We start from the raw sequence: 21,957 nt of genomic DNA on the forward strand, positions 1-21,957 counted from the left end.
ATGGTGGTGAAAAAAGCAAAACTGAATCACTTTAAAAGCAAATTGTTTATAAAGTTGTTTCTGTCATATTTAATTATTATTACGTTGTTTTTGGTTGCTTTCTCAAGTTTAATCATATATGATGCCGTAACCATGTTTCAAAGTAAAAAAAATCAAGAGTATCATCTTAAGATTGAGGCGTTGGCAAATTCCATGGATTTACAAATATTAAGTGCCAAGAATATCATTGCAAGCATAAATAGCTCAGAGACAATTAAACAGATGTATACTAGCGTTGTAGTAGAAAAAAAGAGTATGGACCCCTATTTATTTTACAAAGGGCTAGGAGAGCTTTCTAATATGAAAAAGCTAAGCAATAGTCTTGATATATTTAATATTATTGTTTTGTTTAATCGGTATAACAGAGCTTATACGGTTTCTTCTGCCATACTTTTGAAAGAAGAGTATCATGATGTACTAAAACAGGTTCCGTATTATGGTATTAATACCGCAAGTCATGTACTAGAAATGACTGATATGAATGAGATAATTTTTAACAAAGAAAGTATTGTGTATGGGGATAACTACCGATATTCTTCGAATGGAGCTGTAAATGGTACAATTTTGGTAATGTACAATAAAAAAAGTTTGGAAAATAAGCTTAAGAAGATTGTTGGAAATTATAACGGTATGTCGATTCGATATGAAAACAATGAAGTAATACGTTATGGTGATGCAAAAGGAATTCCATTTGTAGGATTTTCTGGTGTAGACAATAAATTAATATATGAATTGTATATCGATAAGGCAGATTTTAAGATTGGACTGGATTATTCTGTTTATATTGGTATAGGATTTGTTGTAATCACTAGTATCATATTTATTTTTTCTGCATACACCATGTCAAAGCGTTACTATTCTCCAATTGACAACATTGTTAGCATTATAAAGCCTACCGTCTTAGAGGGGAATGAGTTTGACCATATCATACAAGGAATACAAACCTTAATCGGAGAAAGAAATGGTTATCGAGAAAAAATGGTAACCATTTCACCGTATGCCAAACAAGGGATGCTGCATGGTATCCTAAATGGCAATATGGAGCAAGAGAGATTAAAGATACTAAGAGATAATAACTTCTTGGATTTAAAAAAGCCTTATTTTGAACTTATTCTAGCAAATATTGATTATCAGGGAGAAAATAGTGTACGCGAAATCTACTTTGCAGATATTATTGATATTATTCAAAGCATATGTGCTACAAAATCAACCGAGGAAACTCAAATTTTGTGCTATCTAAAGGACTCAAAGAATTTATTTTTAATTGTAAATAGCGAAGAAGAGGAACAATTGGAAGAAACTGTATATACCTTGCACAAAGATATCATCAAAGAAGTGGATGATCCAGATTTTATGATTACTTTTGGCGTTAGTAAGATTCAAGATAACATGAATAGTCTAAAAGCAGCTTGTCAAGAAACAATTGATGCACTAGATAATATGCTCACTGGTGGTAGAAATGCAGTTTATTTTTATGAAAGTTCTTATACATCAGATAAAAAAGATTATTATTTTCCAAAAGATGCTACAAGACGTGTTGCAAAGGGATTTAAGGACAGAGATATTGACGATCTTAGAAAATTTTTGGATGAAATCTATAGGCAGAATATGGATAAATATGATGCAACACCTAGAACCATTCGTTTGCTAGTAGATGAACTTCATATTGCCACACTCAATGCATTAAAAACAAACAATGTATTTAATACGACGCAGATTCAGATTGATAAAATAGAACATAATGTAACCTTGGATGAAATTTTTCATTATTATTCTGCCATTTATGAAGCAATTTGTATACAATTAGAAGAATTTGTTACTCCGAATCAAGATATTGAAAAACTAAATCAAGATATCATTGATTATTTAGATCAGAATTTTAGAAGTGCTGATATATCACTTGCACAAATAGGAGCACTATTTGGTGTAAGTAATAAGTATATTTCGCTCATGTGCAAAAATTGTCTTGGTGTTACCTACCTTCAATATATACAAGAAAAAAGAATTGAATATGCCAGAGGTCTGCTTCAAACATCAGATATGTCGTTGGAGCAAATAGCTAGTATGAGTGGATATAGTAATATGTTAACCTTTCGTAGAAACTTCAAATCCATTATGGGTATGAACCCAAGCGATTACCGAAAGTAGAAATAGGACAGGTGAAAATGGTTCAGAAAAATTTGAACCATAGCATCTGTCCATTCATTTGTCCTTTTTTAGTACTTTTTGCGTACAGATTGCCTATTATGAACCATGAAAAAAATGAATCTTTTAGAAAAAATATACAAGTAGTACAATGAATTTACAAACAAGAACGGTTTTGTAGATAAAGTGCACAATCAAAAGTGAGTATCAATAAAAACCAAGACAAGGAGTGATAAAGAGAGAATGATGAAAAAAAGTAATGTTATAAAAGTTACAAAAGAAGAAAAGCGGCAATTGTTTCAAAAGAATATAAAAAGAGATAAGTATTTAATACTCATGTTCTTGCCAGTTGCCATCTATTATTTGATATTTTGTTATCTTCCTATGACTGGACTTATTATGTCGTTTCAAGAATTTAAGCCAGGAAATGGACTAGCTGGAATTTACACAGGAGAATGGGTAGGGTTAAAGTGGTTTCAGCAGTTTTTTGAATCAGCATTTGCGTGGCAATTGATTCGAAATACATTTTTACTTTCCTTTTATTCGTTAATTTTTGGATTTCCGATTCCAATTATTTTTGCAGTCTGTATTACACAGATTAAAAATAAGCACGTACAAAGAAGTGCACAGCTTATTACATATCTTCCGTATTTTATATCTACGGTAGTAGTAGTTGGTATGATGACGAATTTTCTTTCACCATCAACAGGTATTATAAATCAGGTAATTGTAAAGCTAGGTGGTGAGCAAATCAACTTTATGAATAGTCCAGACTGGTTTCGAAGATTATACGTTATATCAGGTTCCTGGCAAACCTTTGGCTTTAACTCTATTATATTTGTTGCTGCCATTATGGGAATATCACCAGATTTATATGAAGCAATGCGAGTTGATGGAGCGAATAAGAGGCAACAAGTATGGTTTCTCGTATTACCAATGATTAAGTCGACCATAATTCTTTTGCTGATTATGTCTCTTGGTAATTTATTAAGCGTAGGATTTGAAAAAGTGTACTTAATGTATAATCCTTCTGTTTATGAGACTGCTGATGTTATTTCGACCTACGTATATCGACAGGGTATTGAAAATAAGAATTTCAGCTTTGCAACTGCAGTTGGCTTATTTAACTCTTTGGTTGGTTTTACGATTGTTAGTATCTCTAACTGGTTTAGCCGCAAATTTAATGAAACATCTATTTGGTAAAAGGAGAAGCCATGAAAAGTCAAATAAAAAGCAAAAAAAGATTTTTGAATGAATTTCGTAATGAAGTATTTGGTGACAAGATTTTTGATATCTGTGTTTGGATATTGATACTTCTTGCAGTTTGTGTGACCTTATATCCATTTTTATATGTAATAAGTATTTCGATTAGTTCTGGTACAGCAGTATCAAAGGGTGAAGTGTTTTTATGGCCGATTGGCTTTGAACTTGATACTTATAAAATAGTAATGAAAAACAAACAGCTTTGGACATCCTATGGAAATACATTTATTTACACAGTATTTGGTACTTTTATGAATGTAGTATTTACTTGTATTGCAGCTTATCCATTGTCAAGAAAGCAATTCTTTCTTAGAAAAAAATTGAACTTTTTTATTGCATTTACCATGTATTTTAGTGGTGGATTAATTCCAGGGTATATGGTTGTTACTGGACTTGGTTTGTATAACAGTAGATTAGCCATGATTATTCCGTTTTTACTTAGTACTTATAATGTCATGATTTGTAGATCTGCGATGGAAGCAATACCAGAGGATTTATTTGAGAACGCTTCTTTAGAAGGAGCCAATGATTTTCAAATTTTAGTTAAAATAGCAATCCCGCTGATTAAGCCAACCCTTGCGGTTTTGACTCTTTATTATGCGGTTGCAAGATATAATGATTTCTTTAATGCGATGCTCTATCTTGGTAAAACAGAGCTTCAACCACTACAGATGTACTTGCGAAAGACGCTAATATTAGCCTCAACTGATATATTAAAATCAGCAGGTGCAACAGGTGCGGCAGCAGCAGCACAGTCGACCTTAAAAATTAGATATGTCTGCATTGTAATTGCTACATTGCCAATACTTGCAATATGTCCATTTTTGCAAAAATACTTGGTAAAAGGAACGATGCTTGGAGCAGTAAAAGAATAATTGCTGTGTAAAAGTATTAGAAAAACAAGTGAATTGGTTATAATTGGAAGGCTAAGAATTGAAATCTTATCACTCTGATTACTAATAAAAAAATGATTAAAGGAGGATTTTTTATGAGAAAGGCAAAATTATTTATTGCTATGACACTTACACTTTCCATTGCATCTAGCGCTTTGATTGGATGTGGAAGTAAAGGGGCTGAAAGTACAAAAGGGGAGGTTGTAGAAGATACATATAACTATACTGGTTCTGCACCTATAACTGACCAAGAAGGTGCGACATTAAGCATACTTGCAAGCAACTCATGGTACTCTACAGTTGATTTGACAAGCGATGACGCCTCAATTATCAAAGAAGTAGAAAAAAGAGCAGGGGTAAATGTTGATTGGACTTTAATTGATCCAACCACTTATACAGATGCAGTAAGTCCAATGTTAGCTTCAGGATCAGATTTAGCTGATATTGTATTTTTACCAGATTTAGATCCTAACTCATCTTACATTAAATCAGCATTATTTGAGCCATTGGATGAACACTTTGACTTGATGCCTAATTTTAAAGCATATTTGGATGCAAATCCAAACATCAAAGCATCCTTAACGGCAACTGACGGTCACATATATTATGTACCAATTGTTGGACTAACTGATAATTATTTACCAGTTATTATGTACAATCAAAAATGGTTAGACCAATTAAATATGGAACAACCTAAGAACCTAGACGAATTTGTAACCATGCTAAAAGCATTTCGTGACAATGACATGAATGGTGATGGTGATACAACAGACGAAATTCCAATGAGCGTTACCTCAAGTGAAACAGCAAAGAATTTACAAATGATGTTTGGACCAGCTTTTGGCTTGAATTTACAAGATGGATTTTATGTAGATGACAAAGGTACAGTACATTATTCATATGCAGAAAGTGAGAATTATAAAAATTACTTAAACTTTATTCATGGTCTTTATGAAGAAGGTTTGTTAGAGATGGAATATACTTCACTAACACGTGATCAAATTACAGAAAGATTTGCTCAAAACAAAACAGGTGTTACCTTTGATTACAGCTGGCAGATGTCACAGTTATACAGTCCACAGTTCCCAGAATATGATGGAACAAATGGAATCGTTGTAGGTGGAGCGCCACTTTCAGGAGAATATGAAGGCTCTTATATTGGACTGAATGCAGTAAAAGGAATCTTTGGTGTAACAACAGATAGTAAGAATCAAAGCCTTGCGTTAAAATTCCTTGATTATGCAATGAGCGAGGAATGTCAGGATTTATATGTATGGGGAATTGAAAACGAGTCATTTACAGTAAATGCGGATAATACAAGATCCTTTACAGAAAAAGCATTATCAGATAACTTATGGTTACAGGCATTAGGAATTAACCCTCCATGCTTACCTTACCACAACAGTGTAGAAGCAACCAATGTATTGTTACCAAGATGGCATGTTGATGTGGATAGCAATCTTGCTACCATGACATCTGCTCCTTGGCCACAGATTTATGCTACTCAGGAAGAATCTAGTGTGTTATCACAATACCTAGTAGATATTCAGACCTATGCAGATCAGATGGCAGTTGCATTTATTTCTGGAAATACGAGTATGGATGATTTTGATAGCTATTTATCAACCTTGAAAACCATGCATGTAGATGATATCATTAAAATCAAACAAGAACAGTATGACAGATATGCAGCAGCTTTAAAATAAGATAGGATTTCATTCTTAATTATTTGTTTGCAAAACAGTTATAAATTAGAAGATACAGGTTGCCGACTGAGTCGACAGCCTGTAAACTTTATACCATCAATGTAACAGATTCTTGTTACTGGTGAAATTGCAAGATTAATGGAAAGGGGAAATATAACAAGGTGAAGCGAACCATTGAAATAAATCAATATTATGATTGTATTAATCGCTTTCGTAAGCTTTACGAGAAAGAAAAAAAGTGTAGATTAAATGGCGATACAATAGAAGAATATCATGCATGGAAAGAACAAACGAGAGAAACCTTAAAGAAACTAATTGGCCTCAATCAAATGGAATCTTGCATGCTAGATGCGAGAACACTTGAAGTAGTCGAGCTAGAGGGTGGAGTGATACGTGAAAAGGTAGTAATTCAAGTAGAACCAGATGTATACATGCCCTTTTTTATATTATTACCACCAAGGTCAGAAGATAGTAACACTTGTTATCTGGCACTACCAGGGCATATGGGAGCTGGTAAGTATGCAGTTGCTGGGTGCGATGAGATTCCAGTTGTTGCAGACCAAATAAAAGTGTTTCATTATGATTATGGCATGCAACTTGCAAAGCTTGGACATGTGGTGATTTGTCCAGATATTAGAGGGTTTGGGGAAAGAAGAGAAGAGGCATTGCAATCCGATAAAGAGTCTGATTTTATCAATGGAACTTGTTTTCATTTGGCTCATATGGCTGAGCCACTTGGACAGACAGTTATCGGTATGCATGTTTGGGATATGATGAGGTTGTTAGATTATGTAAAAGAAAGAGCAGGGTGGAATTTTGAGAAAATCGGTTGTGTAGGATTTTCAGGCGGTGGAATGATTACCCTTTGGCTTACAGCACTGGATGATAGAATTCATAAAGCATGCATCAGCGGTTATTTCTATGGATATCAGGATTCCTTGTTAGAATTAAATGGTAATTGCAGTTGTAACTATGTGCCTCATCTTTGGAAATATGTCGATATGGGAGATATAGGAGCGCTGCTTGCACCAAGAAATATAGTGATACAATCGGCAAGAGAGGACCACTTGAATGGAAAAAGAGGTCTTCAAAATGTATTTGAGCAATTAGACATTATGAAAAAAGCTTACCACATTTTTGATAAAGAAGAATGCTTATATCATGATATCAGAGAAGGTGGACATTGCTTTCACAATGAAATATTAAATAGGTTTGTGTCATTGTAATAAAATGAATAAAATAGCATTTTAATTTGAATGAATTTAAACTCCTTTTGTTAAACAAATTGTTTGACGAAAGGAGTTCATTTTATTCGGAAACAAAAAAGATTTAAGACTAGATCATTATAGTTGTTAGATTTTCGTGTCGTTATTGTGGCAATTACTTTGTTACAAACAGATAAATCCACCTCTATATTATTGTGAATTTATAACAAAAAATATCGAATAATAAATATAAATATTGACATGAGTAACAAAATGCCATATGATGAATGCAAAGTTTAGTGGTTGAACCACTCAACCACTAAACCGTATTCAAAATATTAGAAAAGGAGGTTGTTATGACAGACAATCAAGACTTACTTGCAATGACCCATTTGGGTGAAACTCCAGACAAATACATGGGTTCGGTGACACCACCGGTATTTTTAAATTCTTTACATGTGTTTGATTGTGTGGAGGATTATTTTGCTGTGGATATTTTTAAGGATGAATATTATTACGGACGGGCATCCAATCCGACGGTAACGATCCTTGAGAAAAAGCTTGCAGCATTGGAGCATGGAGAAAGGGCAGTGGTATATTCTGCTGGGATGGCAGCATGTGCGGCAGCGATTCTAGCCATTTGTAAGACTGGAAGCCATATCATATGTATTCGAGAATCTTATGGGCCAGTACAACATCTTTTGGATGATTTTTTAAAAGAAAAGATGAATATTTCCGTTACATATGTAGAAGGAAAGGAACTAAAAGAATTTGAAGAGGCCATCCGACCGGAAACAGACATGATAATATTGGAAAGTCCAACGACTCTTGTTTTTTCTGTCGTAGATTTAGAAGGAGTGGCATCTCTAGCCAAAAAGCACAAAATTAAAACATATATTGATAATACCTATGCAACACCGATCTTTCAAAAACCTCTTGATATGGGGATTGATATTGTAATGCATACTATGACAAAATACATTGGAGGTCACAGTGATTTAATTGGTGGGGTTTTAATTTCAAAAGATGAAGAATTTATGAAGAAATTGATGGTGCAACGTGATTGGTTTGGAGGGGTTCTAGGACCAATGGAAGCATGGCTTGCAATAAGGGGATTAAGAACATTGGATGTTAGAATGCAAAGGCACCATGAAACAACGTTACAAGTAGCTAATTTTTTAGAAAAGCATCCAAAAATCAATAAGGTATTTTATACTGGTCTAAAATCTCATCCACAGTACGAACTAGCTCGCAAACAGCAAAAGGGTGAGAGTGGTCTACTAAGTATTGAAGTAAAGGGTAATTTAAAAGATGTGGAGTTATTTGTGGATAGTTTGAAGCTTTTTCAAATTGGATGCTCTTGGGGAGGGTTTGAAAGCTTAGCTATTGCATACACTTACAACTGGAATGAAGAGCAGTTAAGTTTTCACAATTTGACTCCAAATATAGTTCGATTGCATTGTGGATTAGAAGGAGCACAAAATTTAATTAACGATTTAAAACAGGCGTTGGATAAAATCTAAATTCAGAGGTGAATCATGGAGAAGGTAACAGAAAAAACAACAAAGAAAGCAAATCTTTTAATGGCAGTACTCCCTTTAGTATTTATGTTTATTGTTCTTTTTGTCGGGTTAATTCTATTTAGTATTGATATAAAAATATTACTACTCATATGTGCAGCGTTTACCGTGTGCGTGGCTTTATTTTTAGGTCATACTTGGAAAGAGATAGAAAATGAAATTGTAGAAAAGTTAGCAAAAGCATTTCCAGCTATTATGATATTATTATGCGTTGGATTAATGATTGGATCGTGGGTTATCAGCGGTACAATACCATATTTAGTTTACATAGGATTACAAATAATAAGTCCAAAATATATTATTGTTACCTCCTTTCTTGTAACGGTAATTTTATCAGTTAGTACAGGTACTTCTTGGGGAGCTGCAGGAACGGTTGGAGCCGCTTTGATGAGTGTGGCAGCAGGTATGGGGGCACCTCTTCCAGCAGTAGCAGGAGCAATTGTAGCAGGAGCCTATTTTGGTGATAAGATGTCACCATTATCAGATAGTACGAATATGTCAGCCATTGCAACGAATACGAATTTATATAAACATATCGGTCATATGTTTTATACCACAGTACCAGGCTTTATCATCAGTGTGATTGTATATGTGATAGCAGGAATGTCATTTGCAAGCAGCGGAGAAATAGGACAGGTAGATGCAATTGTAAAGGCGTTAGCGCAATTGTTTCATTTGGGTATGCCAGTGGGGCTTATTCTATTAATTCCTCCAATCATTGTTATTATTGGATCGTTAAAAAAGAAACCAACCATTCCTGTCATGATGATTTCATCAGCAGTGGCAGTCGTGATTGCAATGGTGGTTCAAGGGGTTTCTTTTACAGATTGTGCAACCAGTATGGTCAGTGGATTTAAAATGGAAATGTTTACAAATCCAGGGATTGATTTAGATAACATAGTAAAAGAGGTTCCAAATCTATTACAAAGAGGAGGAATGTCCTCCATGATGAATACGGCTTTAATGGCATTTTGTGCATTTGGTTTTATTGGTGCATTAACTGTGGCAGGAAGTCTTGATGTGATACTAGAGCGTATCATGAAGTATGTAAATGGAACGGGTAAGCTTATTACAGTAACAGCAATATTGGGTGTCATTATTATAACAGTAATAGGAGAAGCATCTGTAACGTTTCTTATGTTAGGGGGATTATTCCGAGAAGAATACGTAAAAAGAGGTTTAGAGACTAAAAATCTTTCTCGTACCTTAGAAGATAGTATTACAGTTGTGGAACCATTGGTACCTTGGTCTTTGGCGGGCGTATACATGACATCGACTCTAGGAGTTGCAACCGTTGACTATGCGCCGTGGTCATGCTTGTGTTATACTGGAGTTATTTTTGCTATTTTGTGGGGATTTACAGGGTTTGGAATTGCAAAAGTGAAAGAAGGCAGTGACAACTATGAAGAATATTTACAGTTAAAAAACCAAGAGTAAACCAAAAAGGTTCTTCTTATGTTTCAAAAGAAGAACCTTTTTGCTAAGAATAAAACCATTATTGTTTGTTTTTTAAATTATATCCATAGTCATTGATCGCATCAATGGCTGTTAAAGCATCAACAATATTATTATCCATGATTGCAGTTGCTAATGTTAAATGATCTTCTACCGTAGGAAGCCATATGGAGTCATTTCCTGAATCAGAGTCTAATTGACGGATAAAACGATCCTCACGAATTTTATTGATTAGTTGGTGGATAGCTGAGTTATTGCCACTTTCATACATTTTACTATGAAAGCTGTGATCTAGGGTATGACTATATACTTTTTCTTTTGCAAGTTTTACCATTTCAGTTGCAATAAAAACTAAGGATTCCTTTTGACTTAGAGTTGCACGGTCAATCGCATTTTGTACTGCTTGGTGATCCAGTGTATTTTGTAACTCTCTAATCTCATCAATCGAACATTCATTCAAACGAATGGAAAGAGAGTTTTTCTCGCCATAGGAATCTTTAATGAAAACACCTCTGCCTGTTTTAACTACAATGATACCTCGGTCTTCAAGGATACGAAGAGCCTCTCTTACAGAGTTTCTACTGGTTTGAAGCATACCAGACATATCACGTTCAGAAGGCAATTTATCTCCCGGCTGTAAACGGTTCACTTTAATGTAACTATAGATGGAATCAGATATTCTTAGATAAAGTGATTTTTTTTCAATTGGTTCTAAGGTTGCTTTATTTTCTAACATATATCTCCTCACTGTTATCCGTACATTTATTGTGACAATAATTTTATCAGCTCAATTTTTTGTTCGTTGCTTAGCGTAGTAACGGATTTAGCAATGATATTACGCAAATTCTCAAAGGAGAGTTCCATTGTATTAGGATATGGACTGGTTTCGGCTAGTAACAAGGTCCCGTCCTTTGAAGTAAATTGAATATCATAATCTCGAATGACAGACTCCAAGCGAATATTTTTAACAAATTGATAATAATCTATTTCATAAATTTCAGTCAACTTAAGTAAAATATCTTGTTTTATTTTACGTTCTCCGCACTCATATCGTTGTAATGTTTTGGCGGCGACATGAAGTTTTTTAGCAACATCTGCAAGGCTTAAATTTTTGGAGAGACGAACTTCTCTTAATTTATCACCAAGATCATAATATAATTCAAAATCTTTTTCAATCATAGATAATCTCCTTTACTTATACTTATTTTATACCGAAAAAGGACAAAAAGCAAACTTAGCTTGTGACCAATTTTGGTTGACGAAAAGAGTTTATTGTGATAATATCTATATGTGACCGATAATGGACAACAAAAGAACTTTTGAAAAAATCACAGATTCAGTTTTAATGAATTATATTTTTATGACTCGTTTGTGATTGACCGTAAAAGGACATTTTGTTTATAACTCTTTCATTCAAACAAAAGAATAGGGAAGTAAAATGAAAAAGAACAACATTGCACATGAGAACATGCTTGATTTAATCAAACAACAGTACTTACCAGATGAAAACGAAATAAAAATGATAAAGTTGATTCTCGATTTGTTTTCTTCAAAAGGGCAATTTTATGCAGTCGTATGCGTTTATCAATATGGCGTAATACAAGGAAAAAGGAAGGCAAGGAAGAAAAAGAAGAGATGAAATAAGCTCTCATTATAGAGTCAATGAGAGCTTTCGATTTTCCTTATGTAAGAAAAGGTACTTTAATCAAACTACATCACTCACGGTATCATTATCTTTACTGCATAAGTCCCGTTTGGCAGCAATGGTAGCTAATGTATCTCCAAGTTGACTAAACACTGAGGCCATTAATGCTAATTCGTCATCATCATAGCACTTTGATATGCCACAAGCGATTCCACTGATAAATAAAACCAGTTCACATTCATCCATATTTATCACCTCTTCATAATATATTCATCAAAAGCATCCAATATCAAAGATATGCAAAATATAATATTTTGATAAAAAAATGTTATTTATATTGAAAAAGATATAAAATTTTTTATATTTATGATAATATGTACATGGATTGTAAATTTATGTATAAAAATAAGGAATATATGGTAAAGGGAAACGGAAGGGTGATTTATTATGACAAAAAAACAATACGAAAGAGCGAACAAAGCAGTCTTTCCAGTAACTATAATCGGATTAATTATGATGTTAATGGTAATTATAACAGTAATAAAAGTATCTGGGATAGTATCATGGATACAAATTGCAGTGATTCTTTTATCTTTAGTTACTAATGTGATATTTTATGTTACTAAAAAAGACACGAAGACTTGTGCAACCGCTTTAATGCTATCGGTATCATTATCTTATGCAGTTGCTATGTGTATCGGTGTCGAAAAAATTCAGTATATTTATGCATTTCCATTTCTATTTGCGTCAATGGTATATCTTAATAAAAGATATGTAATGGGTGGAAATGCAGTTGTTATAATTGCAAATGTTATTCGAACCATTCGGGCTGCATTAGCAGGAGAAGAGATGTCAGAATACTTGATTATTCTTGTCGTGTTGTTTGTTGCCGCATATTGTTCACAGGTTATATCAAGTCTCTTACAAAAATTTAACGAAGAAAATATGGAACATATTAATGAGGCAGCAAAAGAACAAGAAAATATAACGAAAAATCTAATTATGGTGGCCGACAACATTAGCGATCATTTTGTGAAAGCAAAAGATATGATTGATTTATTAGAAGAAAGCATTAACAGCAATCATTTTGCCATGAATAATATAGCAGAGAGTACGGAAAGTACGGCAGAATCCATACAAAGACAGGCTGTTATGTGTGCAGAGATTAGAGACAATACCGATACAGCCGAGAGAGAGACTGTAAAAATGATTGAGGCTTCTAATGTAACAAAAGAAAACGTTTCAGAAGGTACGAAACTTGTAAGAGGTTTGAAAGAGCAAGCAAGGAACGTCGAAGAAGCTAGTAAAGTAACAGTTGACGCAACCAATCAATTAACATTAAAAGTAGAGGAAGTTCAAAACATTATAGGCGCAATATTAAATATCTCGAATCAAACAAATCTACTTGCATTAAATGCTTCTATTGAAGCTGCAAGAGCGGGAGAAGCAGGAAAAGGATTTGCAGTTGTAGCAGAAGAGATAAGAAAGTTATCAGAACAGACAAAAGAAGCCTCCAATCAAATCACGCATATTATTGAGCAATTGATTGATGATGTAAAAAAAGCGACAGATAGTATTGATCTTTCAGCTGCCTCTATTCACAAACAAAATGAGATGATTGATACCACAAAGAATAAATTTGAATTAATCGATCAAGAGGTAAATGAATTGACAAAAACAATTTATAATACAGAAAAGATAATCAAAGAAATTCTAAATTCGACTGGGGTGATTGCAGACAATATTACACACTTGTCCTCTACAAGTGAAGAGGTAGCGGCATCTTCTACAGAAGGAGCTAAGACTTCAAAAGATGCAGTAGAAGAAATGAAAAAAGTAACGCAGGTATTAAACTCTATTTATTTATTAGCAAAAGACTTAAAGAAATATGCAAACTAATAAGAGCTGTTGCCCGTAATGACGAGCAACAGTTCTTCCATTCATAATAAGCGATATCTTAAGTTTTCAACATCAAAAGTATGATCTGTTAAAAGGATTATTAGGAACAATGGAGAAAAGAATGATAGAAGAATTATTAGAAAAAATTAAAAATCAAACAGAAGTTAGGCAGACATTAAGTGAATTACGTGGTGAAATCAAGGATAATATGAAAAAACGTTCCCTACAATATAAGCTTGCAAATCAATACGATATAATCATTCATTTATTAAAGCATGAAGATGCAAAGGTACGAAAAAATGCAGCGTTGCTTTTAGGGGACTTAGAAGTTGAACAAGCGTTAGATGCGCTTTATGATAGTTACAAGAACGAAGATAAATTATTTATAAAAAGTGCATATCTACATGCAATGTCTAAACTTGATTGCAGTAATTATCTAGATGAGCTTAGAATAAGACAGAAAAATCTTATCAAAGAAGAAATTGTAGCTGATAATAAAAAGCATATTTTAGAAGAGTTACGTGAGTTATCAAATATTCTAAACCAGTACGAAGAGATAACTCCACATATATTTACAGGATATCATGAATTGTGCGATGTGATTCTTTTGACAAATCGTAATCATATCGAAGTGACGAAGAATCAGTTGCAAGGTATGAAAGCAAAGGAATTACAGGTAGGAGTAATGGTACAAACTGAAGACTTGAGTGAAGTGCTAAAGATTCGAACCTTTCAAGAACTGTTATTTGTAATACCAGATATGAAGATATGTACGCCCGATGCTACGGAGGCTGCGACTTTAATTGCAAAATCACAATTGCTTGATTTCTTAATCAAAAGACACAAAGGTCAAGCGCCTTTTTACTTTAGAATAGAAGTAAAGAGTAAGCAAGAATTAGATAAAAGAAGTGAATTTGCCAAAAAGTTAGCACAAGAGATTGAATTAAAAACAAAGAGAAAGCTTCGTAATCACACATCAAACTATGAATTTGAAATTAGAGCAATTCAGAACAAAGAAGGTAATTACAATCTTTTGGTTAAATTATTTACCATTCAAGATGAACGCTTTACTTATCGGAAAAATGTGATTGCCACGAGTATAAAACCTGTAAATGCAGCGCTTGTTATGGAGCTTGCAAAGGATTATCTAAAGCCAGATGCTAGCATCTTGGACCCTTTTTGTGGAGTTGGTACTATGCTGATTGAGCGTCATAAAAAAGTAAAAGCCAATACCATGTATGGAATCGATATATTAGAAGAGGCTATCAACAAAGCTAGGATGAATACAAAAGAAGCTTTTCAAATAGCACATTACATCAATCGAGATTTTTTTGATTTTACTCATGAGTATATGTTTGATGAAATAATAACAAATATGCCATTTCAAATAGGTAGAATTACACAAGATGAGATAAATGTACTATATGAGAAATTTTTTGTAAAAATAAATAAGCATCTCAAAGAGGATGGAGTAATCATATTGTATACTCATGATAAAGATGAGGTACAACGTTTGGGTAAGAAAAATGGTTTCAAGCTCAAAGAAAATTTTGAAATATCAAAAAAAGAAGGTACTTATGTCATGATTTTACAACTACAATAGTAGTAAAGTAATTGCATAATACAGAATTCGACGTTTATTGATTGCAATTCACGATGAAATGCTTTAATATTTAAATAATATATGTTATGATACTGTTTATGTAAGTATTTTCATTCGTCACGTACTAGGAGGATTTATAATGGAAGAAGCAATCGTTTCCAAAAATTTTATTGAACAGATAATTGAGAAGGATTTAAGTGAAGGTTATTATGATACAGTTCGCACTCGTTTTCCACCAGAACCAAACGGTTATCTTCATATTGGACATGCGAAATCTATCTTATTAAATTATGGTTTAGCTAAAAAGTATAATGGACAGTTTAATATGAGATTTGATGATACAAACCCAACGAAAGAAAAAACGGAATTTGTTGATTCTATTAAAGAAGATATTATGTGGTTGGGTGCAGACTGGGAGGACAGGTTGTATTTTGCCTCTGATTACTTTGAACAAATGTATGAGGCTGCAATAAAATTAATCAAAAAAGGAAAAGCTTATGTCTGTGATTTGACTGCGGAAGAAATAAGAGAATATAGAGGTACGCTTACGACTCCTGGAAAGGACAGTCCATATCGTAATCGCTCAATAGAAGAAAATTTACAGTTATTTGAAGAGATGAAACAAGATAAATATAAGGATGGCGAAAAGGTATTAAGAGCAAAAATTGACATGTCATCACCAAATATCAACATGCGTGACCCAGTTATTTATCGTGTTGCTCATATGACACATCATAATACAGGAGATAAGTGGTGTATTTATCCAATGTATGACTTTGCGCATCCAATTGAAGATGCAATAGAAGGTATTACACATTCTATTTGTACCCTTGAATTTGAGGATCACAGACCTTTGTATGATTGGGTAGTAAGAGAGTTAGAATATGAAAAACCACCTAAGCAGATTGAATTTGCAAAGCTTTACTTGACAAATGTAATAACGGGAAAAAGATATATCAAAAAGTTAGTGGAAGATGGAATTGTTGATGGATGGGATGATCCAAGACTAGTTTCCATTGCTGCGCTTAGAAGAAGAGGATTCACTCCAGAATCCATTAAAATGTTTGTAGATTTATGTGGTGTTTCAAAAGCAAATAGCTCTGTAGACTATGCAATGCTTGAGTATTGTGTAAGAGAGGATTTAAAATTAAAGAAATCCAGAATGATGGCAGTGTTAGACCCGATAAAATTAATCATAGATAATTATCCAGAGGGTCAAGTGGAATATTTAGAAGTTGCAAACAACATGGAAAATGAGGAATTAGGATCACGAAAAGTACCTTTTTCAAGAGAGCTCTACATTGAACGAGAAGACTTTATGGAGATACCGCCAAAAAAATATTTTAGAATGTTTCCAGGAAATGAAGTACGTTTGATGAATGCATATTTTGTAAAATGCGAAAGCTTTGTAAAGGATGATGAGGGAAATATCATTGAGGTTCATTGTACTTATGACCCAGAAACTAAGGGCGGAACAAGTAACGATGGACGTAAAGTAAAGGGAACGATTCACTGGGTTAGTGTAGAGCAGTCCATAAAGTGTGAGGTTCGTTTGTACGAAAACATTGTGGATGAAGAAGCTGGTGTATATAACGAAGATGGAACAGTAAATGTGAATCCAAATTCACTTACTGTATTAAAGAATTGTTATATCGAACCAAGCTTTGAAGGCGCAAAAGCTTATGACAGTTATCAATTTGTTAGGAATGGCTTTTTCTGTATAGATGCAAAAGATTCAACTCCTGAAAATTTAGTGTTTAATAGAATTGTGTCGTTAAAAAGTTCATTTAAAATTAATTAAGAGGAGGGTAAGTAAATGGCAAATTTATTATCAGGTTTGGCGAAATTTGGCTTAGGAGATCTTGAAGGGGAAAAGCTCTTTGAAGAAGAAAAAAAGGTAACAGGAAATGGTGGTATCAAAGAAGCAAAAGAGACATCAGAAGAGGATTTACTATTTGATAAAACATATCAATGTCCAGTATGTGATAAAGAGTTCAAATCAAAAACAGTTCGAACAGGTAAAGCAAAGTTAGTTGGAACAGATATTGATTTGAGGGCTAGATATCAAGGAATTGATCCTTTAAAGTATGATTTTGTATCCTGTCCAAAATGTGGCTATACTACAATTACTAGATATTTTAACTCAATCACAAGTCCACAAGCAAGCTTGATAAGAGAGAAAATTAGTAGGAATTATAAGCCTTCACAGGTTGAAGAAGCTACAATATCTTATGAGTCTGCAATTGAATCTCATAAGCTTGCCCTAGTAAATGCAATTGTTAAGAAATGTAGAGCAAGTGAAAAAGCTTATATTTGTCTAAAAATAAGCTGGTTAATCAGAGGTCAGCGAGAAGAATTGGATTCTTCCTTACCAAACTACAAGGAGCTTGTTGCTAAATTAGAGCAAGAAGAATTAGAGTTTATAAAAAATGCTTACGAGGGCTTTATGGGCGCCGTTTCTAAGGAGGAGTTCCCAATGTGTGGTATGGATGAGCCAACCATGGATTATCTATTAGCTGCATTGGCTTGTAAATGCAAGCAATATGATATGGCCTCTAGATTGGTATCAAGTGTTATCACATCTAGAGTGGCAAGGAATAACTTAAAAGATAAAGCGAGAGAGTTAAAAGAGATCATTTTAAGTGAAAGAAAATAATAATTCGTAGAGAAATAAAGTTCTCTATGGTATCGAATGGAAAGCAATTATGCTTTCCATTCCTTATATTAGAACAACGAAAATAGATGGGGTGGTGTTTCATGTGTATGAATTGATGATTGAACTAGATACAAAATGCGAGAAACCTCTTTATGAGCAAATCTATGAATATATAAAAAAGGAAATACAAACTGGAAGACTTCCGTTTAATGATAGATTACCATCTACTCGATTATTGGCTAAAAATCTTTTGGTTAGTCGAAGTACGGTTGATTTAGCCTACGAACAGTTGGTTTCAGAAGGTTATATTCAAGCAATTGCGTGTAAAGGATATTATGTATGTCAAATCGACGGACTTTATCAAATAACACAGCTCACGGAAGGGTTCAATTATGAACATGATTATAAAAAAGATGATATCGAATATAACTTTTCTCCAAATGGAATTGATTTAGTTAATTTTCCGTATAATACATGGAGGAAACTATCAAAGAATGCGCTCTTGGAGGAGAATCGAGATTTGTTTCAGTTAGGTTCTCCACTGGGGGAACTTGATTTGCGAAAAACAATCGCGAACTACTTACATCAGGCAAGGGGAGTTAATTGTGTACCGAGTCAAATTATTCTTGGAGCAGGAAATGATTATCTACTTATGATACTGCGCCAGATTCTTGGTCCAAGTTATACCATTGCAATGGAGAATCCTACCTACAAACAGGCATATAGAACATTTTGCAATTTAGATTATAAAGTAAATTGTATTGAATTAGACCAAAATGGCATGAATGTAGAAGCGCTAAACGCATCCTATTCAAATATAGCATATGTTATGCCTTCCCATCAATTTCCTCTGGGGGTAGTTATGCCTATAAAGCGTAGAATGGAATTGTTAAACTGGGCTTCTATGAAAGAGGATAGATATATCATTGAAGATGATTATGATAGTGAATTTAGATATAAAGGAAAGCCAATTCCTAGTCTTCAAGGTTATGATCGAAACGAAAAAGTAATTTATATGGGAACATTTTCAAAATCCATTGCACCTGCTATCCGTGTAAGCTATATGGTATTACCAAAAACCCTTATGAAAAGGTATAATAATCATGGAGTTTATGCTTCCACTGTATCAAGAATTGATCAGATGATAATAAATTATTTTATGAATGAAGGATATTTTGAAAGGCATTTAAATAAAATGCGAGCAATATATAAAAACAAGCAGGATACGTTGCTAAATGAACTAAAAGGGCTAGAACCGATTGAAACAATATCAGGGGAAAATGCTGGAGTGCATATTTTACTGCATATGACCGAAAAGTATTCGGAAGAGATGTTCATTCATAAAGCGAAAGAACAAAAGGTTAAAGTGTATGGATTATCAAATTACTTTATTACAACAGACAAGAATCAAAATCAAAGAAAAGAAAAAGAGAAAGCCATTATCATATTAGGATATGCAAGTCTGTCAGAAAAAGATATAAAAGAAGCAGTTAGAAGATTAAAAATCGCTTGGAACTAAAAACTAAAATTTATAATATATCCATGAATTTTAAAGGCTGTCGACTTTGCCGACAGCCTCAGTGCTATAAAGCATTTAAAGCGTATTTGAATCGTTTGATTCTTGTGCAGTGTTTGTATCCGCTTCCGCTTCCGATACCGATGTTGCATCTTCTTCTTTCACTTCACTTGAATCGGCTGTATCATCTGTTTCTTTATCTAGATTTAAAGATACATATTCTCTTTTTACCGCATTATTTTCATCCTCTGTGGTAAGAGGAAAATCAAAGTCCTCGTCATCAAAGTCTTCATCTAAATCGTCTAAATCTTCATCGAAATATTCCGCATCATTCTTGTGCTTAAAATACGCAATTCCAGCAGCTATAGCAGCGCCTGCAATGGCAGTAAAAGCTAAAAATTTACCTAATTTTTTGTTTGCCATGTCTGTTCTCCTTTCATTAGCTCATAAATTCATATTCTTTATTGTAATCCATTTTCATAAAAAAGAAAAGCTATTTTTCCACATTCACCAAGTGAATCTAAGATGGGATGACTTGTAAAGAACCTTTGTTTATTATATAATCTACTCAACTATAATATGGATAGAGGAGATATAATGGCTATTATCATAGATAAAATTATCATATTTTTTATATGTTTATTTTCTTTTTTATTTTTATCTGTAAATAGAAGTTCAGTAATTATTGTATTAATCGCAGTCACTGTTAGTTCCCTTTGTTATTATTTCCGTTTAAAAAAAGTAAATACCATTTTTTTAATATTTTATTGTGGGTTGTGCGTACTAAATCCATTGTTTTGCATTTTTCTTCCGCTTATGCTTTATGATATGGCACTTTTACAGCTAAAGGTCTTGGCAATACTATCCATATTTCTTTTTCTTTCTTATTGGCATGACAATACAATCTATCATATAGGAATCAGTCTGTTTGCCCTTCTTTTATCTTACATCATGCAAGATAGAACCAATCGCTATACAAGACTTCAAGAGGAGTACAAAAAATTGAGAGATACCAGTCAAGAGCTTAACTTATATTTAAGTAAGAAGAATAAAATGTTGATTGAAAATCAAAATTATGAAATTCATTTGGCTACACTGCAAGAAAGAAATCGAATTGCCAGAGAAATCCATGACAATGTAGGTCATATGCTTTCTAGATCTATTTTACAAGTGGGTGCTTTGCTTACCTTAAGCAAAGAAGATACATTATCCCAAAGTTTAATTATGTTAAAGGATACGTTGAATGAAGCGATGAATAGCATTAGAAAAAGTATTCATGGATTATATGATGATTCGATTGATTTAAAGGCAAATATACAAGGAATCATTGAACAGTTTCAAGATTATAAGATAGAGTTTGATTATGATATGTCAGAGGGCGTTTCCAAAGAGGTAAAGTATTGCTTTATTATGATTATAAAAGAAGCGCTTTCGAATACAGCAAAACATAGCAATGCAAATAAAATAGAAATTATCATAAGAGAACATCCAGTATTTTATCAGCTTCTAATCCGTGACAATGGCACAAAAAAGAGTCAAAATGATGCAGGAATAGGAATTGAGAGCATGAAGACAAGAGTGTTAAATCTGAATGGAAACATATCAATTGATCAAAGGAATGGATTTAAAATATTTATCTCTATTCCTAAAAAAAACAAAGTCAAAAAGGAGAGGGTATATGAAGATCGTAATCGTTGATGATGATAAATTAGTGGCTTTGTCTCTAAAAACGATACTAGAGGCAAGTAACGAAGTAACGGTGTTAGATCTGGGACAAAATGGTCAGGAGGCAGTTGCGTTGTATCAAAAGCATAGACCAGACGTGCTGCTTATGGACATCAGGATGGATGGAATGACAGGAATTGAGGCAGCAAAAGGCATTATGCAAGAATACAAGGAGGCAAGAATATTATTCCTAACTACATTTTCTGATGATGATTACATAATTCAGGCACTTAATATTGGTGCTAAGGGGTATATATTAAAGCAGGATTTTGAAAGTATATTACCTGCCATTAAAGCAGTTTATAGTGGACAGAGTGTATTTGGCAATGAAATTGTATGTAAAATTCCGAGTTTAATGAATCATACATTAAAAAAAGATTACTCTTGTTATGGAATATCGGAGAAGGAATATGAAATAATCGAGGCTGTATCAAAGGGACTTAGCAATAAGGAAATAGCAGAGGAGTTATTTTTAAGTGAAGGTACCGTGAGAAATTATTTAAGTACGATATTAGATAAGTTAGATTTAAGAGATCGAACACAGCTTGCAGTATTTTATTATACGAACTAGTGAAGTATCTATATTGAATAATTTTTAGGTATGATTTATAATCGTTCTAAGAACAA

19 protein-coding genes are annotated in these 21,957 nt (G+C 33.4%); 15 read left to right on the top strand and 4 right to left on the bottom strand.

Translation table 11 applies throughout. From position 1 onward, the window contains the following. Positions 1–6 precede the first annotated feature (6 nt). The 7 genes from F7O84_RS01330 to nhaC all read left to right on the top strand — a co-directional run bounded on the left by F7O84_RS01330 (position 7) and on the right by nhaC (position 10,268). Positions 7–2,187 (top strand): helix-turn-helix domain-containing protein, encoded by a 2,181-nt coding sequence (locus F7O84_RS01330; RefSeq protein WP_192451622.1) that lies wholly within the window; start codon positions 7–9, stop codon positions 2,185–2,187. A gap of 240 nt (positions 2,188–2,427) precedes the next feature. Next, positions 2,428–3,387 (top strand): ABC transporter permease, encoded by a 960-nt coding sequence (locus F7O84_RS01335; RefSeq protein WP_151141013.1) that lies wholly within the window; start codon positions 2,428–2,430, stop codon positions 3,385–3,387. A gap of 11 nt (positions 3,388–3,398) precedes the next feature. Beyond that, positions 3,399–4,322, top strand: coding sequence for a carbohydrate ABC transporter permease (locus F7O84_RS01340; protein ID WP_151141015.1), 924 nt, complete (start codon positions 3,399–3,401; stop codon positions 4,320–4,322). A 113-nt stretch (positions 4,323–4,435) separates the two neighbouring features. Next, on the top strand, positions 4,436–6,046 hold the full coding sequence (locus F7O84_RS01345) for an extracellular solute-binding protein (RefSeq protein WP_243140777.1): 1,611 nt from the start codon (positions 4,436–4,438) through the stop codon (positions 6,044–6,046). Positions 6,047–6,207: 161 nt separating this feature from the next. Next, on the top strand, positions 6,208–7,272 hold the full coding sequence (locus F7O84_RS01350; protein WP_243140778.1) for a dienelactone hydrolase family protein: 1,065 nt from the start codon (positions 6,208–6,210) through the stop codon (positions 7,270–7,272). A gap of 335 nt (positions 7,273–7,607) precedes the next feature. Continuing rightward, on the top strand, positions 7,608–8,774 hold the full coding sequence (locus F7O84_RS01355; RefSeq protein WP_151141017.1) for a trans-sulfuration enzyme family protein: 1,167 nt from the start codon (positions 7,608–7,610) through the stop codon (positions 8,772–8,774). A gap of 15 nt (positions 8,775–8,789) precedes the next feature. Further along, a complete protein-coding gene (gene nhaC / locus F7O84_RS01360; RefSeq protein WP_151141019.1) occupies positions 8,790–10,268 on the top strand; it encodes a Na+/H+ antiporter NhaC in 1,479 nt (492 codons plus the stop codon). A 58-nt stretch (positions 10,269–10,326) separates the two neighbouring features. Here nhaC and F7O84_RS01365 read toward each other — a convergent pair whose 3' ends face one another. Both F7O84_RS01365 and F7O84_RS01370 read right to left on the bottom strand, forming a co-directional pair. Beyond that, the gene (locus F7O84_RS01365; protein ID WP_151141021.1) at positions 10,327–11,022 is read right to left on the bottom strand and encodes a FadR/GntR family transcriptional regulator; all 696 of its coding nucleotides are present in this window, start codon (positions 11,020–11,022) and stop codon (positions 10,327–10,329) included. A 26-nt stretch (positions 11,023–11,048) separates the two neighbouring features. After that, on the bottom strand, positions 11,049–11,465 hold the full coding sequence (locus tag F7O84_RS01370) for a helix-turn-helix domain-containing protein (protein ID WP_151141023.1): 417 nt from the start codon (positions 11,463–11,465) through the stop codon (positions 11,049–11,051). Between the two features lie 259 nt (positions 11,466–11,724). Here F7O84_RS01370 and F7O84_RS01375 point away from each other — a divergent pair, with 259 nt between their 5' ends. After that, positions 11,725–11,925 (top strand): hypothetical protein, encoded by a 201-nt coding sequence (locus F7O84_RS01375; protein WP_151141025.1) that lies wholly within the window; start codon positions 11,725–11,727, stop codon positions 11,923–11,925. Positions 11,926–11,991: 66 nt separating this feature from the next. Here F7O84_RS01375 and F7O84_RS01380 read toward each other — a convergent pair whose 3' ends face one another. Next, the gene (locus tag F7O84_RS01380) at positions 11,992–12,177 is read right to left on the bottom strand and encodes a DUF6774 domain-containing protein (RefSeq protein ID WP_151141027.1); all 186 of its coding nucleotides are present in this window, start codon (positions 12,175–12,177) and stop codon (positions 11,992–11,994) included. A 201-nt stretch (positions 12,178–12,378) separates the two neighbouring features. Between F7O84_RS01380 and F7O84_RS01385 the strand changes: the two genes are divergently transcribed. The 5 genes from F7O84_RS01385 to pdxR all read left to right on the top strand — a co-directional run bounded on the left by F7O84_RS01385 (position 12,379) and on the right by pdxR (position 19,608). After that, on the top strand, positions 12,379–13,830 hold the full coding sequence (locus tag F7O84_RS01385) for a methyl-accepting chemotaxis protein (RefSeq protein ID WP_151141029.1): 1,452 nt from the start codon (positions 12,379–12,381) through the stop codon (positions 13,828–13,830). Between the two features lie 121 nt (positions 13,831–13,951). Then, positions 13,952–15,433 carry a methyltransferase domain-containing protein gene (locus tag F7O84_RS01390; RefSeq protein WP_151141031.1) on the top strand — a complete coding sequence of 494 codons (1,482 nt, stop codon included), beginning with the start codon at positions 13,952–13,954 and terminating at the stop codon, positions 15,431–15,433. A 139-nt stretch (positions 15,434–15,572) separates the two neighbouring features. After that, entirely contained in the window at positions 15,573–17,234 is a 1,662-nt protein-coding gene (locus F7O84_RS01395; RefSeq protein WP_151141033.1) for a glutamine--tRNA ligase/YqeY domain fusion protein, read from the top strand. Positions 17,235–17,249: 15 nt separating this feature from the next. After that, entirely contained in the window at positions 17,250–18,089 is an 840-nt protein-coding gene (locus tag F7O84_RS01400; protein ID WP_151141035.1) for a DUF2225 domain-containing protein, read from the top strand. A gap of 103 nt (positions 18,090–18,192) precedes the next feature. Then, positions 18,193–19,608, top strand: a complete 1,416-nt coding sequence (pdxR, locus tag F7O84_RS01405) for a MocR-like pyridoxine biosynthesis transcription factor PdxR (RefSeq protein WP_192451635.1) — start codon at positions 18,193–18,195, stop codon at positions 19,606–19,608. A gap of 75 nt (positions 19,609–19,683) precedes the next feature. On the opposite strand, the gene F7O84_RS01410 is transcribed toward pdxR, so the two are convergent. Next, positions 19,684–20,028, bottom strand: coding sequence for a hypothetical protein (locus F7O84_RS01410; RefSeq protein ID WP_151141037.1), 345 nt, complete (start codon positions 20,026–20,028; stop codon positions 19,684–19,686). A 174-nt stretch (positions 20,029–20,202) separates the two neighbouring features. Between F7O84_RS01410 and F7O84_RS01415 the strand changes: the two genes are divergently transcribed. Beyond that, positions 20,203–21,303: a sensor histidine kinase gene (locus F7O84_RS01415; protein ID WP_192451623.1), complete on the top strand. Its 1,101-nt coding sequence runs from the start codon at positions 20,203–20,205 to the stop codon at positions 21,301–21,303. Continuing rightward, positions 21,284–21,901 carry a response regulator transcription factor gene (locus F7O84_RS01420; RefSeq protein ID WP_151141041.1) on the top strand — a complete coding sequence of 206 codons (618 nt, stop codon included), beginning with the start codon at positions 21,284–21,286 and terminating at the stop codon, positions 21,899–21,901. Before F7O84_RS01415 ends, F7O84_RS01420 begins: the two co-directional genes overlap by 20 nt. The last annotated feature ends 56 nt before the right edge of the window (positions 21,902–21,957 follow it).

It is taken from the genome of Candidatus Galacturonatibacter soehngenii (genome assembly GCF_008830185.1).
GTDB classification, from domain to species: Bacteria; Bacillota; Clostridia; order Lachnospirales; family Lachnospiraceae; genus Lachnotalea; species Lachnotalea soehngenii.